Raw genomic sequence first — 16,177 nt, forward strand, 5'->3', positions numbered from 1 at the left:
GCCGGCTCGCACACGACCCCTCTCGCGAGCGCCGGAGGACCCAATCTATGAAACTGCACCGTCCTGTCGACACCACGCTCGGACTCGCGTTTGCCCTCGGCCTTTCCATGACGACCCTCGCGGCGGGCTGCGCCTCCGCGGACTCCGCCGAGGGCTCCACCTCGGACGACATCGCCGAATCCGCCCTCGTCACCCCGTCGGCGGGCTCCATTCGCAAGCTGGGAGCTCTGCAGTATGGCGATCAGCGCACCGGGATCGGCTACAGCGGGAGGCCACGCGCGCTCGCGTACACGTTCGTGGGCCACCGCGGCGACGCGGTCGACGTGGTGGTCGAGGCCGACTGCGAAGACGCCGTCGCGTGGCTCTTGGACGACGCGCGCGGCGTCGTCACGCGCGACACGGCGCTCGCGCCGAAGCCTGACACGCGCGTCGCGCACCTCACGGCGACGCTCCCCAAAGACGGCACCTTCATGATCGTCTTCCGCGAGGCGCATGGCGAAGCGACCTCGTTCTCAGTGACCCTCGAAGGCAAGGCCGCCTGCACGCCCAAGCGCTGCGCGGACGTCGGCGCCCATTGCGGAACGCTCGACGACGGCTGCGGCGCCACGCTCACGTGCGGCACCTGCGCGAGCCCGGACACGTGCGGAGGTAGCGGCGTCGCGAACGTGTGCGGCAGCCCGCCGCCACCGCCGCCTCCCCCGCCCTGCACATGGCCGCGAAGCTTCGAGCAGCAATTCGGGCAAGCGTGGAACCCCGCTGACGTTGCCTTCGTGACGAGCGACGGCGCGGTCCACCGCGGCATGGGCTCGCTCGATCTCCAAGCGTCGAAGAACCAAGTGCCAAATGCAGTGCGCACCCTCGGCTCCGGCGCGCTCGTGCGTGAGATTCGACTGCTGAGCGCGAGCGGCGCGACGGTTGCGTCGCGCACGGGCGCCGCGGTCTACGGCCTCGGCGACGCGATGTGGCATCAAGTGAACGGCTACGCGGCCGGCGACTTCGTCGAGACGACGCTCGTCCGACTCTTCGCGGAGCCCACGCACTCGTACGCCGAGCTCAAGGAGTACTTCCGTCGCTTGACCGCGAGCAGCGTGAGCCTGGTGCCCGCGGCCGATCAAACGGACTACGCTGTCGCGGCGCAGCGCTTGATGAGCTCGCTCGACTCCGGCCAGCGCGCCTTCAAGCTCGGCACGGGACACGCGCTCGACTTCCACCAGGCGACCGAGGTGGTGAACGGAAAGCCGTTCGCGTTCCAACTCTCAAACCCGCCGGGCCTCGATCCGAAGATCGGCATGCGGCAAGGCGCCGCGTGGCTCTTCTGGCCGTCCATCGCGGTCGAGCCGATCTGCCGCTGATTCGTGAACGCCTGCAGCCGTTCGCTCGAGCCGGTTCTGCTCGGAGCTGCCCTCGCGGCCAGCTCCAACTTCTTCGTCTTCCGGACACGCTCGAGTCCAGCCGCGGCGCGTACTTGAGCCCTCGCAGCGGGACAAGTTGCGCGCCGGTGTGGCCGCGAGTCCACGCCCCGCGGCCCCCTGTCCCGACGCTGTCTATGAGAAGGCGTGTGATCGCGCGGCGCCGCCGGTGCTCTTCCGAAGTCGTCCCACTGCGGCCTGGTCATTGTCCCCGACCCGTCGTCGAGCGATCGCACCGTCATCTCCGACTATGCGGGGCTACCTCGAATCTTCGAACTGCGTGGCTTGGGCGCCTGCCGGCGATCCTCCTCGCGACGTTCCTGTTCGTCGCGTGGCACCTGCCGAGCCGGCTCCTGCTCTCGCACGGCATCGAGGGTCGCGCCGGTGATGCCGGCTCGGTGCTGCTCGGCACGGGTCGTCGACGTATCCGCCAATCGCTGGCACAAGTTGACGCGCCCATCCCAAAGAATTCGCCTTTCGCACGAGGGCACGAGAATTGCTCGCTGGGCGCCCCATGGCCCCCCTTGCTCCTTGCTCGTCATGCCTCCGCCACATTCGCGTCGATCACTTGGCGTGCCCGTTCTGCGCTGCGACCGTGCCGGCAGGCTTCGCAGCCCGCGCAGTCCCGCCAGCAAAGAAGCGGTTGGACCGGCTCGCAACCCTGACGTTCGCAACGTCACTCGCTATGGCCGGCTGCGGGGAGATCCAACCGGAGCCTGCCGCGGCGACCGGCACGTCGGTGAATCCGACTGCGTCCGTCGCGCCCGACGCTGGCTCCACACCGGCCGCGCGCCCCTCTGGCCTCGGCGACGCCGGTCCTGAGGCGGGCCTCGTTCAAGACGATGGCGGCGTTGCGGCAGAGTACGGGGCACCTCCCGATGCGGGCTTTGACGACGACGGCGGCGTCTCCGCCGACTATGGCCAACCGCCTGTCTTCCTCGACGGCGGGCACGACTGAGAACCGCGCTACCTACGCGTCCGGCCCTCGCACGCCGTCGATGAGGACCTTGAGCGGCGTGCTGCCTGGGCGAAGGCCTCGATCGCTTGTGATGAGGACGGGTACCGCGCTTGACGAACCGCGGTCGACCGTTCCCCACAGAAGCACCCCGACGGAGCGTCTCATGCCGGTGTGCTCTCCCCAGCTACCAGAACTGAAGGTTCGCGTCCGGCAGCTCCAAGCACGTCTGCAAGAAGTGACCTCGCGCTACGGAACAAAGCTCGACTAGCGCAACGGGGCCGCGCACGACGAAATCTTCGTTCGAGCGCCGTCAGCGTGACGACCGACTCGGTCGGTCAGGGGCGCTTGCGGCAAGAGAGGCCGAGGAAGGTCCGCGTCGGCTCGAAGTGCGCGAGGCGCTTCCCCGTGGTCGCGTCGAAGACGTGCACGCCGCCCGGGCCAAAGTTGGCCGGGCTCGCGACCGCGAGGCGGTTTCCTGCCGCCGCACTGATGCCGAAGATTCGGTCGGTGAAGCCTTCGAGCAAGAGCGATGTCGCCGTCGTGGTCGCGGGATCGAGCACGAACACCTCCGATCCTGCGCCACCTGCGGCAAGAAGTTTCCCCGCGCCACCCGGGCCGAAGCGCCCCAACGTTTGCACAACCGAGAACTCGGCAAGCGGTGCTTGCGCGAAGAGCTCCGCTGCGCCGGCGAAGCGCTTGAACGTGCCGGGGTAGCGGAACAGCCAGAGGCCGGCGTCGTTCGCCGTGATGGCACCGCAGGGGAGCTGCGATTGTTGGAACGCTCCGGTGATGAGATCGATGGCCGCGATCCGCGGCTGGCTCGCGGGCCCGTTGCAAACGAGGAGCTTGTCGCCAGCGACGGCCAGCGACCCGGCCGTGGAAGCGCCCCCCAAAACGTTGACGGCGGGCCCCTCGACGAGCACACCGGTGTCGAGGTTGAGCGAGCCGACCTTCTGCGAACCCGTCGACGGATTCTGAACGATGGTCACGCATTCGGCCGAGAGCCCGCTCGTATCGGCTGGCGGCGGCGGGGGTGGCGGCGGCTCACTCGTCTTGCCCGGCAGCGGCGCCGGAGGGTTCGTGCTCGGCGCGGGCGCGCCAGGCGCGGCGGGCGCTTCGGGCCTCGGCGATGCCGCAGGCTCGACGCCCTCTCCGCCGGTCGGATCGGCATCGCCACAAGCGGCGAGCGTGAGCATCACGAGACACGGAACGAGCGTCTTTCGGTTCATACGAGCCATCGGGGCCTCCAGGATCACCGTGGAGCAAGCTCCGATCCCAGCAACCAAGCCCATCGGGCCTGACCGCCGCGTGCGCCTGGCGCTCGTAACATCGCGAGATCGCAGAGTGGCGCCGACGTGCGAGACGCGCTCCGGATCCGACGTGCTCCGGGGTCGCGAGGGCGTGTACTAGGAGAGCACTCGCGTCTAGACGCCAGGGCGTCGCACTGTGTCGCGCATTCATGGTTCACCCGCCTCGCGAAGCACGAAAACGCGACCGCGCGTGCCGCAGTCGTCACCAACGGCGGCCTCGGCGTCGCCGATCAAGAGCGCCTGGCGCGCGATCCCAACGTCCGCGTGCGTGTCGCGCTCTTCGCCATGGGCGACGTCTACAATTCGAACACGAAGCGCCATGAAGACGCACGCATCGATCCGAGCGTCGACGCGAGCTCGCCAAGGACGCATCGGCCCAGGTGCGACTCAAGGTGGCGGTCTCGCGGCACCCGCGCAAGTGCGGACGCTCGCCGAGCATCGACGGGGTGGCGCCAGTGCTGCTCATGAACGACGCCAGCGCGAAGGTGCGCGAGGCCGCAGCCGCGCTCAAACCGTATCCAAAGGGCACGCGAAAGCCGCCGCCCTGATAGCAGATCGCGCGGATCCGGCCCGGCGACGCGCGTTTCGGCTACCCTGCGCGGCGGGAGCGAGGGGATGAAGAAGTCCGTGAAGAAGCCATCACCGACCGCCAAGACTGGCGAAATTGGGCGCCTCGGGCGCGAAGCGAAGACCTTCAAGCGCTACGAAGACGGGTACAAGATCGTCCGAGCAAGCGCACGCCATCTTCAACGCTTTGAGCGGCGCGGTGAGGCTTCCTTGGCGCGCGAGGTTCGCGGCATTGGCGTTCTCGTGCTCCGTCGACTGGCCGCCGACATGCGAGGCGAGGACGACGCCCGCGCCATTTTCGAGGAGATCTCGAAAGCCATCGGCACGTTGATTCCCCTCTTCAGCAAGACGCTCTTCAAGAAGCCTCCGCGCGTCCGCGTCGAGCGCCCCGCCATCGAGAGGCGCGTGCCACGGGCCAAGGTTGATGGCGCGCTCACGAAGGCCGCGCTCGTGAGCGTCGCGCGGCGAGCCAAGACCGACGACATCGAGGCTCCGGAAGCGCTGCGTTGGTACGCCAAGTTTGTGAGGGCCGCGCCGGAGCTGGCCGTGAAGCGCGACGCCTGGCGACGCGGCCGTGCTCTCCTAAAGGAGGCCCAGCGGGAGGCGCGACGAAACAACTTTCTCGCCGCCTACTACGAAAAGAAGATGCTCAAATTCGAAGCCATCTTCTTCGGCGAAACCTCTCCGTAGCGGCGTGAGCTTCGTGGTGTGGCGTCCGCCCGTCACGCACCATCGATAAGCACCTTGAGCGCGCCGCGTCGTCCTGCATGAGCGAAGGCCTCCACAGCACGCGACAACGGATAGCGCGCCTCGATGAGCGAGCTCGGGTCGACCCTTCCCTGCCCGAGCGCGTCGACGGCGCGCCTCATGTCGCCGCAACGAGAACCGACGATGCGCACCTCGTGAATCACGACGGGCGCGAGGTCGACGGTGAGCTTGCCGGCCACCGTCGTCTTGAGCACGACGGTGCCTCGTGGCGCGACGAGGCGAAGCGCGGCGGCGAGGCCCGCTTCGGTCCCGGTCGCCTCAACAACGAGCGCCGCGCCGGCGCGTGAGCGCGGCAGGTTGTCTTCAAGAAACGTCTCGACGCCGACCGAAGCGGCGCGCGCCAGCTTGTGCGCGTGGTGACCCACGAGGGTCGTCTGGACACCTTCGCTCGCGAGCGCGAAGGCGATGAGCAGGCCGAGCTTGCCGTCACCCAAGACGATCGCTCGCGGTGGCTCCGCGACACCTGCAACTTCGTCGAGCACATGCAGCGCGGCTGCGAGCGGCTCGGCGAAAACGGCACGGTCGTCGGGCAGCGCCGCTGGCACCTCGACAAGGCATCGCTCGGGAACAGCCACGAGCTCAGCGAAGGCGCCGGAGCGCCCAACGATCCCTAAAACCGTGCGGCTCGGGCAGTGGTGGCTGCCGCGTGACGCGCACTCGGGGCAGACGCCGCAGCCCGCGTTGATGTCCGCGACAACGCGCTTGCCGATCCAACGTGGCCCGTCAGCGGCCACGACCTCGCCGACGAACTCGTGGCCTGGCACACCGCGGAATCCCATATAGCCGCGCGCCAATTGAAGGTCCGTGTCGCAGACGCCAGCCACACGGACGCGAACGAGCGCCTCGCCGGCTGGACGCTCGGGCGGCGGACAATTGGTCACGACGCGCGGGGGGTCGTCGAGGACGAGAGCTAACACGAGGGCGAGTCTAGCGAGTCGCAGAGCGCGCGCACCTCGGTTTATTTTTCACCCCTTCCGGGCCGTTGAACCGCGACGTGCGCCGAGAATTCAGGTTTGCGCGCTTGTGCGCGTGACCATGAGCCCTTCGATGGTGCGCCGATCGAACGGCTTGTCGAGGCAAGGGTTCCCAACACGCAGCAGGAACTCGCGAGCATTCTCCGTGTGCACACCGCCGGTGATGAAGACGAACCGCTCCGACTGCCCTGGGGCCTCAACCCGCGCGCGTTCGTAGAGCTCGATGCCTGTCATCTCGGGCATCATCATGTCGCAGAGCACCACGTCGAACACCGGTTCGAGACACAGACGCTCCAGCGCGCGGTGGGGGGATTGTTCGAACACGATGTCGTAGCGCTCTCCGAGGAGTCGCTCGAGCGAGGTCCCCACCGCAGCGTCGTCGTCGATGAGTAGGATGCGCCCGGAACGAGAGACGTTGGCCTCGCGCTCTGGGACCGACGGAACCCGCGGCGGCGCAACCGGGAGGCTCACGGTGAAGGTCGAGCCGCGGCCCCGTTCGCTTACCACCGAGAGGCTCCCTCCGAAGGCCCGTACGGAGCTGTGGCTAATCGCGAGGCCGAGCCCGGTACCAACGCCGACGGCCTTCGTCGTAAAGAACGGGTCAAAGATGTGCGGCAGGTCCTCCGGCCGAATCCCGACCCCGGTGTCGCTCACCTCGATTTCGACGACACCAGTGGCAGCGACGCGTGTGGTGACGCGGACCTCGTTCTCTTCGACGCGCCCCGCTTCGATGGCCTGCGCGGCGTTGATGATGAGGTTGAGGATCACCTGACCGAGGCGCGCCTCGTCCGCCACCACCAGGGGAACTTCCGCGAGCAGGGAGGTGACGCGGGCGCGATGGCGGAGCTCGTGCGCGGCCATCTTCAGGGCGAGATCAACGACCTCGTTGACGGAGACGCGCGTCATACCGGCGCGTGCCGGGCGCGAGAAATTCTTCAGGTCGCGAACGATGACCCGGACCCGCTCTGCGCCAGCATGAGCCTCGGCAACGACCTCGGAGAGGTTCGCGACGTCGGCAGCCTCGCTGGGGACGCCTTCGCGAAGCGCGGAGTCCAGGTATTCGAGGTTCGCAAGGACGTACGTGAGTGGGTTGTTGATCTCGTGCGCTACGCCGGCAGCGAGCGTTCCGATCGACGCGAGTCGCTCCGAGAGGACAACCTGGGCGCGAAGGCGGTTTCGCTCCGTCACGTCTCGCGAGGCGACGAGGCGAGCGCGGCGGCCAGCGTGCTCGAAGGGATCGCTCAGGATGACCTCCCACAGCGCGTAGCCGCCGTCTTTGCGGAGAAACCGCGCCTCGCGGGGAGTACCCGGGCGCGGTTCGGCGACGAACTCACGAAGCGCCGGTCGATCCTCCTCATGGACGAGCTCGTAGAGCCTTTGGCCCACGACCTCCCCGGTGGTGCGGCCGAGGAGCGCGCACCATGCGGCGTTGACGAACTCGAGCGTGTCCTCCTGAATGATGGCGACGGCGTCCGGCAACCGTTCAATGAGGTCGCGCATCCGCTGCTCGGCCCGCAACAGATCGTCGCGTGCCATTTCGACGCGGGCTCGCGAGACGGCCCCGCGCCAGTAGGCGGCGCTGAGGCGCCGACCGAGCCAAGCCAAATACGTGACCTGGAGTGCGAGCACCGCTCCAAGCGCAAACCCCTTCCCGAGTGCCGAGAGCCAAACAGGCCCCAAGGGGCAACACGATCAGCGTGGCCGCGCCAAGACGCATCAGGGTGTGCCAGGGCGCAAACGCATGCGCGACACCCGCGGCGATCCCCGTCGACGCGACGAGGACGAGCATCGTGGGGAAGCCGATGCCCTGCCAATAGATGACGGCCGCGACTAGCCCGCTGAAGCCGGCTATCGAGAGCATGGACAGGACGGCGAACGCGCGGCGCCACGTCGGTCGCTTGGCCGCGTCGGCTACGGGCGGGCCGAGCACCAGCCGGCGGGCCAAGCCAGCCACGACGTTGAGCGTGATGATGGCCGCACATTCGTAGGGATGCGCGGCTCCGAGGTCGGAGATCAGCGAAATCGCCACGCCGAACGTGAGGTACACCGCCGGCCCCAGCGCGGTGCGCTGCCACACCGCCTGCTCCGCCTCGTGAATGAGACGGTTGAGGACGTGCACGTCGAGAGCCACCCCCTCCTCGCCGATGACCTGTCCCAACACTCCTCAACCGTAAGGCACGCCGCGGCGGCGCGCCCGCGACCGAGTCAAAGAGTGCCCTATTTCCCCCCCCACAAGTCGCACTTCAGGGGGCGGGGCGTTCAGCCGTTCGAAAACATTGGAGTCGCAGCGGCTCGCTCCCATCGAACGTTCCTACCGTGGGCCCGCGGGGAACGATAAGTGGCCTTTGTCGCTGACGAGACGCCATGGGGGCGTTGTTGTTCGAGGAGCCACCCGAAAGGGCTGTTAAGAACCGCTGATGCTCGCTCGCACCGCTCCCCTCGTCATCGCGCTCACGAGCGCGGCCCTCGTCCTCTGCTCCGTCGCATGCAGCGACGCCTCCGACCGCGGCGCGCTCGAAGGCAGCGACAAGCCCTCGCAAGCGGGCCCAGCGGCGGGAGGCGGAGCCGCGACCTTCGAGGGCTCGGCCGGCGGGACGACCTCGACGAAGTCCGGCGGGAGCTGCGAGAAGATGGACATCCTCTTCGTCGTCGACAACTCCGGCTCGATGGGCGAAGAGCAGTCGAACCTCGCCACCAACTTCGCCCTCGTGACCGGCCGCCTCGACGCCTACACGACCGGAAGCGGCGGCAAGCTCGACTACCGCATCGCGGTCACCACCACGGGGCGCTCGTACACCGACGTGTTGCCCATTCCGCTCCCCATCTCCATCGGCGGCGAGAAGGGCGACGACGGCGCGTTCCGGCGCGGCTGCGGGCTCAAAGGAGCCTGGATCGAAAAGAGCGACGCCGATCGGTCCAAGGAGCTGTCGTGCGCCGCCAACGTCGGCACCGACGGGCCGGGCCTCGAAATGCCGCTCGACGCGCTCCGCCTCGCCGTCACTGAGCGAGAAACCGACGGAAAGAACGCGGGCTTCCTTCGGAGCGATGCGCTGCTCGCGGTCGTCATCATCACCGACGAGGATGACTGCTCGCACGTGACCGACAAGGTCAAGGACGCTTGCAACGCCAACGATCTCAAGCCGCTGAGCACGTTCCTCTCGACCCTCGATCAAGTCAAAGGTGGACGCGAGCGTTGGGCCGCTGCCGTCATCGCCGGCGAGACCACCTGCAACTCGACCTTCGGCACCGCGGATGAGGCAAAGCGCCTCAAGGATTTCGTCTCGCAGACGGGCAAGAACGCCATCTTCCGGTCCATCTGCCAAGGCGATCTCGTCAAGCCGCTCGAAGACGCGCTCAACGTCTTCGGCGACGCGTGCCAGCACTTCTCGGTCAAGTGACGCGGTCAAGGACGCGCTCTCCCCTCCGACGGCGGGCTAGCCTCCGGTCGCGCAGAACGCTTCGTAGTCGACGTACGAGGTGATGGTGGGCGCGGGCCCGCACACCGGACACTCGGGCGACGGCCGAAGACGGACCTCGCGGAAGCGCATGCCGAGACTGTCGTAGGTCATGAGACGACCGACGAGAGAGCTGCCGATGCCCAACAGCAGCTTGAGCGTCTCCGTCGCTTGAAGCAGCCCGACGACCCCCGGAAGGACGCCGAGCACGCCAGCCTCCTGGCAATTGGGTGCGAGGTGAGGCGCCGGAGGCTCCGGATAAAGGCAACGGTAACAAGGCCCCGCAGTGAGGCCGAAGCGGCCCGCCGCGCGCGCCGGCAAGAACGTCGTCACCTGGCCATCAAAGCGAGAGACTGAGCCGTGAACCACGGCCTTGCCCAGCCACACGCTCGCGTCGTTGACGAGGTACCGCGTCGGGAAGTTGTCGCTTCCGTCCACGACCAGGTCGAAGGCCGAAACGACACGTTCCACGTTGGCGCTCGTGAGGCGAGCCTCGTGCGCCTCGACCGAGACATCGGGGTTGAGCTCATGGAGCGCGGCACTCGCACTCTTCACCTTCGACCAGCCGACGCGAGCGGTGCTGTGGAGCGGCTGCCGCTGAAGGTTCGACATCTCGACGCGGTCGGCGTCGATGACCCCGAGCGTGCCAACGCCAGCGGCCGCCAAGTAGAGGGCCACCGGTGAGCCGAGGCCCCCGGCTCCGACGACCAGGACTCGCGCGTCCGACAAGCGGAGCTGCCCCGCCTCCCCGATCTCGGGCAAGAGCAGGTGGCGTGCGTAGCGCGCGCGCGCGGCTCCGTCGAGTCGCCGACCACCGCGCTGGGCGCCGTGCTCTTGGATCGGGTAGCCGCGCTCCTGCCAGCCCGTGAAGCCGGGCTCGGCGCTCTCGACGTGCTCGTAGCCAAGGTCCCTTAAGGTCTGCGCCGCCAAGAGCGAGCGTGAGCCGAGGGCGCAATAGGTGACGATGCGCCGCGCCCGATCGGGCAGCAGCGACGGCGCGCGAAGCTCGAGCACTCCGCGCGGGATCGAGATCGCTCCCGGCAGCATCCCGCTGGCGAGCTCTTCGACCTCTCTCACGTCGACGAGAACGAGCGCCTCGTCTGCTTCGAGGCGACGCCGGAGCTCCTCCAGGGACACGACGTGCACGTGGGCGCGGGCGCGAGAGACGAGGTCGGACAACGTAGCCATGCGGCCCCTCAGCATAGTCGAGGCGCAGCGCCGCGTTCACGAGACGGCGACGCCGACTTGACGACGTCGCCATCGCGCATCAAGGTGAGTGCGCTGCGCTCGCAGCAGAAGGAGGTGGACCATGCGCCCTGTTGAACAAAACGACTCTCAAGTCCCGTCCGCCTCGCGCACGAGCGCCTGAACGACGGAGCCATCGACCACACGCCGCAGCGAGTGGCGACCCTCCGACCGTTCGAGCTATGCGCTCGGCGGACATGAGCTTCATCCACGCGGAGCCTCGCGGCTTTCGCGCTCGGGAGTCGTTTCCTCATGTCTCGTCGTTCTCGTTCACAAGATTCGTCTAGCAAACATTCATCGGACACCCTCGGCGCCCGCATTGAGCGCCTGAACCTGGTTCTCTTCGAGGAGCTCGCAGCGCTCGTTCAAGACGAGCTCCGCGATCCAAGGCTCGCCGACGTGATCCTTTGCAAACTCGAGCTGTCCGTCGATGCGCGGACGGCTCGGGTTCACTACCTCGTCCGGGGCCCCGACGGCCCCGGTCGCGGCGCGCGCGTGGCCGACGGCCTCACGCGAGCGACCCCGTTCTTGCGGGCTCGCCTCGCTGAGGCCGTCGACCTCAAGCGAGCGGTCGACTTGCGGTTCATCCATCAGGGCTTCGTGCCCATGAGCGGTGAGCCTTGAGCGTCCGCGTCCTCACGGACACAAGTCACGGCGAGCGCGTCCCCGTCCTTCTTTGGACCAGCCCTGAGGCCGGGGACGCCTCGCCGGAGACCTTGCGCCAGCTCTCTCGTGTGGCTTCGATGCCGTATGTCGTGAGCCACGTCGCGGCGATGGCAGACGCCCACATGGCATCTGGCGTCGCCGTCGGGACCGTGTTTGCCACGGCAGACGTCGTTGTGCCCGGTGCGCTGGGCGGCGACCTGGGATGCGGGATGTCGGCGACGCGTCTAGGCAGCTCGCAAGGCGCAAGCGCCCTCGATCGGCGCACCCTCGAGCGGCTCCTCTCTCGTTGGTCTGCAACGATCCCCGTTGGCGACGCCACGCACCGAGGCAAGGGCTGCGAGGTGCCCGACGTGCTGCTCGATGGCAGCCTGTCAACACACGCGCTGGAACGCCTGCGCGCTCGGCTCGCGCCTCGGCACCTGGGCACCTTGGGCGGAGGCAACCACTTCATCGAACTCGATCGCGACCCGGAAGACGGGCTGTGGCTCTTGGTCCACTCGGGCTCGCGCGGTCTGGGGGCCGCGTTGTGCGCCCATCATCGTCATGCGACATCGGGGGCGGATCCGCTCGCCGCGCTCTCGCTGCAAGGCGCTGCGGGCCAAGCTTACCTTTCGGACCAGGAGTGGGCGCTGGCCTTCGCGGCAGCGAATCGCGCCCGCTTGGCCACCTTGGCGCTCGAAGCCTTCGCGGAGATCACGGGAAGCTCGACGGCCTGCGCGCCCCCTATCGACGTACCGCACAACTTCATCCGCCGCGAGCCGTGGGGCAACGATGCGCTCTACATTCATCGAAAGGGAGCCGCCGCGGCACCCGCGAGCGAGCTCGCTCTCGTGCCGGGCTCGATGGGAACCGCTAGCTACCTCGTACGCGGCCTCGGCAATCGCGATTCGTTCGCTTCCTGTTCTCATGGCGCCGGGCGCGTCATGAGCCGCCGCGAGGCGCGGACCCGCATTCGGCCCGATACCCTCGTTGCCAGCATGCGCCGGATCGTCTTCCCCCGAGGCAACGTGGCTGCCCTCGTCGAAGAGGCGCCCGGCGCCTACCGCGACATTCGTCGCGTGCTCGAGGCGCAAGACGACCTCGTGGTTCCAGAGCTCCGGCTGGAGCCGCTGGTCGTCCTCAAGGGGTGAGCGCTCACGCCAGCGAGAGCCGTGCGGCCACCCCAAAGAAGGCGCGGCTCCGCGCAACCTCTAGCCGACATCGTCGGCCGCTCGCGCTTCGAGCACACGCCTGTCAGTCCGGAGGCCGAAGAAGAGCGCTCCTAGCACCACCACGAGGAGCGACGCGGCGATGGCCACGTGGCGCGGGCCGAGCGCCTCGTCGGAAGGTCCCCTCACCTCGCGGATCACGGCGGCGCTCATAAAGGCCACGTGAAAGCCCAGGGCCGTCACTGTCGAGCCGCTGCGGGAGCGAAGGGCCGTCGTGGCGAGACCGAGAAAGAGCGCCGACGGCAGCGCCCGCGGCGTGCCCAATGAGAGCGCGTAGAAGGCGGCGACGGAGAGCGTCGAGGTGGTGGCATCGCGCGAGAGGCGAAGGCGACCGAAGAGGGCGCCGCGGAAGAAGAGCTCGAACATCACGGGCCAAAGGACGGCGATGCACACGAACACGATGATCTTCGACGGCGTCGTCTCCATCGAGATCATGCGGCTCACTTCCGCCTGCTCCGACTCGGTCAGTGGAAACCGGGCCGCCCAAAAGCGCTCCGCGTAGGCCACCGGCACCTCGGCGGTGGCTCCCGCGAGGCATGAGGTAAAGAGGACCAGCGAGCCCGTCGAACGCAGCGCCAAAAGCGTCCTCAGCGGTAGCTCGCGCGCGTAGAGGCGCGCGACCAGCAGCACGAGCGCGAGGGTGGTCGCGGCGTGGAGCCCCGTAACGGTGACGAGATCGAGCGCCGCGCCGGGCCGCATCGACTCGACGAGCGCGACGAGGTTGGCCCAAAGCAGGCGGCTGGCGATGGCGAAGAGCGCCGCCGCGAGGAACGACATGCGAAGCGTGGGTGCCGACGTCGGCTGTTTCGAGTCCACGAGGTGCTAGCCCCGGAGGTGCGCGCCGACGCCGCGCTTCAGCACCGTGTCGCGCGCAAGCTTCGGGTCGAGCGCGGGGCAATCGATGGTGTAGTGGAGGCCCCGACTCTCGCGGCGGGCCGACGCGCACTCGACGATGAGCTGCGCCACCTGCGCGATGTTCCGAAGCTCGAGAAAATCGCGCGTGATGAAGTAGCGCCAGTAATACTCGACGATCTCCTCCTGCAGGAGCGCGATGCGGCGCTCGGCGCGTTTGAGGCGCTTGTCGCTGCGCACGATGCCGACGTAGTTCCACATGAGGCGACGAACCTCATCCCAGTTCTGCGTGATGACAACGGCCTCGTCGGAGGTCCCTGCCTGCCCCACGTCCCACTCGGGGACCGAGGGCCAGGGAGTCCCCTTCGTGAGCGAGCCGGCCAGCGCCGTCGCAGCTCGATGCCCGAAGACGAGGCCCTCGAGGAGCGAATTCGAAGCGAGTCGATTGGCGCCGTGAAGGCCCGTGTGCGCCGTCTCTCCGATGGCCCAGAGGCCCGGGATCGTGGTGCGGCCCTCAAGATCCGTCGTGACGCCACCGCACTGGTAGTGGGCCGCCGGCACCACGGGGATCGGCTGCGTCGTGATGTCGACGCCGAAGCGGAGGCACTCGGCGTAGATGCCCGGGAAGCGCTCCTTGATGAATGACGCCTTCTTGTCGGTGATGTCGAGGAGCACGTGCTCGGCGCCGGTGCGCTTCATCTCGAAGTCGATGGCGCGGGCCACGATGTCGCGCGGCGCGAGCTCGGCCTGCGGGTGGTGCGCCGTCATGAAGGGCGTGCCGTCGGTGCGGCGCAAGATCGCGCCTTCGCCGCGCAACGCCTCGGAGATGAGGAAGCTCTTGGCTTGCGGGTGAAAGAGGCACGTCGGATGGAATTGGTAGAATTCCATGTTGGCGATCTCGGCGCCCGCGCGGTACGCCATGGCGAGGCCGTCGCCCGTCGCGACGTCGGGGTTCGTCGTGTAGAGGTAGACCTTTCCGGCGCCGCCGCTCGCGAGGATCGTCGCCCGCGCGACGATGGTCTGCACGCGACCGCCGGCGACGTCGAGCACGTACGCGCCGGAGCAGACCTCGGGCCCGCCGAACTTGGCGAGCGTGATGAGGTCGACGGCCATGTGCTCTTCGAGAATGCGGACGTTGGGCTTCGCGCGGACAGCTTCGAGGAGCGCTCGCTCGACCTCGCGGCCAGTCATGTCGCCGGCGTGGGCGATGCGCCTTGCGCTGTGACCGCCCTCGAGGTGCAGGTCGAACTCGGCGTGTGCGGGGCCCGCGTCGTGGCTCTTGTCGAGGCGGGCGCCGATGGCCTGGAGGGCCTTGATGCGGGCCGGCCCCTCCCGAACGCACACGTCGACGGCGCGCTCGTGGTTCAGGCCGGCGCCGGCGACGATGGTGTCTTGGATGTGCGCCTCAAAGGTGTCGCCGGGGCTCAAGACCGCGGCCACGCCGCCCTGCGCGTACTTCGTGTTCGATTCGTCGGCGGCGCGCTTGCTGACGATCACCACGTCGCCATGAGCCGCAGCGTCGAGGGCGAACGACAAGCCCGCAACGCCGCTGCCGATAACGAGGAAGTCGCAGGTGATCATGGGCCTGCTCCCCTATAGACCGATTTCGGGTCGACGGGATCGCGCCTTCGTCGGAACGCTGCCGTAGCGCGACCGCTACTTCTTCTTCTGAAGCGCGTCGAACTCCTTCTCGAGCTTGTCGAGCTCCTCTTTGAAGTTCCCAAAGCCAATGTCGCGAGCCGCCCTTTGGTCGTCGCCTTCGGGCCCGGGAATGTCGTCAACCTGCTGCACCACGGGCGCAGCGTCGCTGCCGGCGTCTTCCGGCGCCGCGACGACGGGCGCCGACGGCGCCGCTACGACGACGGCCGCATCAGAGCCAGCGTCTTCGCTCTTCGAGAGCATTTCCTTGAGCTTGCCGCAGCCGGAGCCAAAGGCGAGCAACGCGACGCCCAGCACCAGGACGGGGACGCTTCGAACCTTGAGGGCGCTCATTTCTTGCCTCCATCGACGACGATATGCGCGCCCTTTTCGGCTGCAGCTTCTCCACGAGGGCCGTCTCGCTCTTCGCGAGCAAGGCATCGCACCGGGCCATGGTTGCGGCGTCCTTCTCATCTTCTGCGAGCATGCGGACGCGGAACGTGCGCATGGCTCGGCGCCAGTGCTGACGGATCAGCTCCTTCTCCTCGGCCGTGACGACGCCGTCGGCCCGCGCCAGCGTCCGTGCGATCTTCGTCACGCGGTCGATGTGCTCACGGCGGCGCTTCTTCTGCTCCGCGCCCTCTTTGCCCTTCTCCTTCACACCGGCGTCGGCCACGCCGATCGCGACGGGCGCCGCCACCACCGGCGCGACCGGCGGAGGTGCGACGGGAGCCGGCGGCGGAGGCGTCGGAGCGACCGGAGCGGCGCCGGTCGTGACAGGCAGGGGGCGAGTCACGGGACGCGACTTGTCTTGCGCGGCTCCCGGACTCGAAAGCGCTACGAGCGCCGCGGCCAGGCCTACTGCGGAAAGCGTACGTTTCATGGTGCGGAGCGTAGCCAAAGCCAGCGCCGAAGGTGAAAAAGCACGCGGATCAGGGCCGGCGATTTTTCGCAAAATTCATCGACCCGGGGCGGCCCGATCCCTCGTTGACAGGGCCGCGCCTTCCCCTATGTGGATTGGCGTTTCTCTCCGCCTTTCGCGGGAGAATGCCCCGCTCCGGCGCACCGCCGCTGCGGGAACGCGTCGGCCCCGAGACGATCTTTCCCGAGACGTCCTTGTCGCCGAC

16 protein-coding genes are annotated in these 16,177 nt (G+C 68.2%); 7 read left to right on the forward strand and 9 right to left on the reverse strand.

From position 1 onward, the window contains the following. Positions 1 to 47 precede the first annotated feature (47 nt). Positions 48 to 1,352 (forward strand): hypothetical protein, encoded by a 1,305-nt coding sequence (locus IPG50_05515; GenBank protein MBK6691649.1) that lies wholly within the window; start codon positions 48 to 50, stop codon positions 1,350 to 1,352. 571 nt (positions 1,353 to 1,923) lie between these two features. Beyond that, positions 1,924 to 2,367: a hypothetical protein gene (locus IPG50_05520; GenBank protein ID MBK6691650.1), complete on the forward strand. Its 444-nt coding sequence runs from the start codon at positions 1,924 to 1,926 to the stop codon at positions 2,365 to 2,367. Positions 2,368 to 2,702: 335 nt separating this feature from the next. Here the strand turns inward: IPG50_05520 and IPG50_05525 are convergent, their stop codons facing one another. Together IPG50_05525 and IPG50_05530 are read right to left on the reverse strand one after the other, a co-directional pair. Beyond that, complete coding sequence (locus IPG50_05525) at positions 2,703 to 3,605, reverse strand: hypothetical protein (protein ID MBK6691651.1); 903 nt, start codon at positions 3,603 to 3,605, stop codon at positions 2,703 to 2,705. Between the two features lie 219 nt (positions 3,606 to 3,824). Continuing rightward, complete coding sequence (locus IPG50_05530) at positions 3,825 to 4,049, reverse strand: hypothetical protein (GenBank protein ID MBK6691652.1); 225 nt, start codon at positions 4,047 to 4,049, stop codon at positions 3,825 to 3,827. An 8-nt stretch (positions 4,050 to 4,057) separates the two neighbouring features. Between IPG50_05530 and IPG50_05535 the strand changes: the two genes are divergently transcribed. Next, the gene (locus IPG50_05535; protein ID MBK6691653.1) at positions 4,058 to 4,225 is read left to right on the forward strand and encodes a hypothetical protein; all 168 of its coding nucleotides are present in this window, start codon (positions 4,058 to 4,060) and stop codon (positions 4,223 to 4,225) included. A gap of 67 nt (positions 4,226 to 4,292) precedes the next feature. Then, positions 4,293 to 4,934: a hypothetical protein gene (locus IPG50_05540; GenBank protein MBK6691654.1), complete on the forward strand. Its 642-nt coding sequence runs from the start codon at positions 4,293 to 4,295 to the stop codon at positions 4,932 to 4,934. 32 nt (positions 4,935 to 4,966) lie between these two features. Here IPG50_05540 and IPG50_05545 read toward each other — a convergent pair whose 3' ends face one another. Both IPG50_05545 and IPG50_05550 read right to left on the reverse strand, forming a co-directional pair. After that, positions 4,967 to 5,929, reverse strand: a complete 963-nt coding sequence (locus IPG50_05545; protein MBK6691655.1) for an alcohol dehydrogenase catalytic domain-containing protein — start codon at positions 5,927 to 5,929, stop codon at positions 4,967 to 4,969. 90 nt (positions 5,930 to 6,019) lie between these two features. Further along, on the reverse strand, positions 6,020 to 7,615 hold the full coding sequence (locus IPG50_05550) for a PAS domain S-box protein (protein MBK6691656.1): 1,596 nt from the start codon (positions 7,613 to 7,615) through the stop codon (positions 6,020 to 6,022). Positions 7,616 to 8,403: 788 nt separating this feature from the next. Here IPG50_05550 and IPG50_05555 point away from each other — a divergent pair. Continuing rightward, a complete protein-coding gene (locus tag IPG50_05555; protein ID MBK6691657.1) occupies positions 8,404 to 9,384 on the forward strand; it encodes a VWA domain-containing protein in 981 nt (326 codons plus the stop codon). Between the two features lie 36 nt (positions 9,385 to 9,420). On the opposite strand, the gene moeB is transcribed toward IPG50_05555, so the two are convergent. Continuing rightward, complete coding sequence (moeB, locus tag IPG50_05560) at positions 9,421 to 10,629, reverse strand: molybdopterin-synthase adenylyltransferase MoeB (GenBank protein MBK6691658.1); 1,209 nt, start codon at positions 10,627 to 10,629, stop codon at positions 9,421 to 9,423. Positions 10,630 to 10,938: 309 nt separating this feature from the next. Between moeB and IPG50_05565 the strand changes: the two genes are divergently transcribed. Next, a complete protein-coding gene (locus IPG50_05565) occupies positions 10,939 to 11,310 on the forward strand; it encodes a ribosome-binding factor A (protein ID MBK6691659.1) in 372 nt (123 codons plus the stop codon). Continuing rightward, positions 11,307 to 12,482, forward strand: coding sequence for an RtcB family protein (locus IPG50_05570; GenBank protein ID MBK6691660.1), 1,176 nt, complete (start codon positions 11,307 to 11,309; stop codon positions 12,480 to 12,482). The genes IPG50_05565 and IPG50_05570 overlap by 4 nt, the downstream gene beginning before the upstream one ends. A gap of 60 nt (positions 12,483 to 12,542) precedes the next feature. On the opposite strand, the gene IPG50_05575 is transcribed toward IPG50_05570, so the two are convergent. From IPG50_05575 to IPG50_05590, 4 genes are all read right to left on the reverse strand, one after another. Further along, entirely contained in the window at positions 12,543 to 13,376 is an 834-nt protein-coding gene (locus tag IPG50_05575; GenBank protein ID MBK6691661.1) for a CPBP family intramembrane metalloprotease, read from the reverse strand. A 6-nt stretch (positions 13,377 to 13,382) separates the two neighbouring features. Beyond that, complete coding sequence (gene nadB, locus IPG50_05580) at positions 13,383 to 14,993, reverse strand: L-aspartate oxidase (GenBank protein ID MBK6691662.1); 1,611 nt, start codon at positions 14,991 to 14,993, stop codon at positions 13,383 to 13,385. A 75-nt stretch (positions 14,994 to 15,068) separates the two neighbouring features. Next, complete coding sequence (locus IPG50_05585) at positions 15,069 to 15,314, reverse strand: hypothetical protein (protein ID MBK6691663.1); 246 nt, start codon at positions 15,312 to 15,314, stop codon at positions 15,069 to 15,071. Beyond that, positions 15,283 to 15,933, reverse strand: a complete 651-nt coding sequence (locus IPG50_05590; protein MBK6691664.1) for a hypothetical protein — start codon at positions 15,931 to 15,933, stop codon at positions 15,283 to 15,285. Before IPG50_05590 ends, IPG50_05585 begins: the two co-directional genes overlap by 32 nt. Positions 15,934 to 16,177: the final 244 nt, after the last annotated feature.

This window comes from Myxococcales bacterium (genome assembly GCA_016703425.1).
Classification (GTDB): Bacteria; Myxococcota_A; Polyangia; order Polyangiales; family Polyangiaceae; genus JADJCA01.

What these genes read in the sequence shown, in the direction of transcription:
- IPG50_05515 (MBK6691649.1), top strand. Translation starts at nt 48, where the DNA reads ATGAAACTGCACCGTCCTGTCGACACCACGCTCGGACTCGCGTTTGCC.
- IPG50_05520 (MBK6691650.1), top strand. Translation starts at nt 1,924, where the DNA reads ATGGCCCCCCTTGCTCCTTGCTCGTCATGCCTCCGCCACATTCGCGTC.
- IPG50_05525 (MBK6691651.1), bottom strand. Translation starts at nt 3,605, where the DNA reads ATGGCTCGTATGAACCGAAAGACGCTCGTTCCGTGTCTCGTGATGCTC.
- IPG50_05530 (MBK6691652.1), bottom strand. Translation starts at nt 4,049, where the DNA reads ATGCGTCCTTGGCGAGCTCGCGTCGACGCTCGGATCGATGCGTGCGTC.
- IPG50_05540 (MBK6691654.1), top strand. Translation starts at nt 4,293, where the DNA reads ATGAAGAAGTCCGTGAAGAAGCCATCACCGACCGCCAAGACTGGCGAA.
- IPG50_05555 (MBK6691657.1), top strand. Translation starts at nt 8,404, where the DNA reads ATGCTCGCTCGCACCGCTCCCCTCGTCATCGCGCTCACGAGCGCGGCC.
- moeB (MBK6691658.1), bottom strand. Translation starts at nt 10,629, where the DNA reads ATGGCTACGTTGTCCGACCTCGTCTCTCGCGCCCGCGCCCACGTGCAC.
- IPG50_05565 (MBK6691659.1), top strand. Translation starts at nt 10,939, where the DNA reads ATGTCTCGTCGTTCTCGTTCACAAGATTCGTCTAGCAAACATTCATCG.
- nadB (MBK6691662.1), bottom strand. Translation starts at nt 14,993, where the DNA reads ATGATCACCTGCGACTTCCTCGTTATCGGCAGCGGCGTTGCGGGCTTG.
- IPG50_05585 (MBK6691663.1), bottom strand. Translation starts at nt 15,314, where the DNA reads ATGCTCTCGAAGAGCGAAGACGCTGGCTCTGATGCGGCCGTCGTCGTA.
- IPG50_05590 (MBK6691664.1), bottom strand. Translation starts at nt 15,933, where the DNA reads ATGAAACGTACGCTTTCCGCAGTAGGCCTGGCCGCGGCGCTCGTAGCG.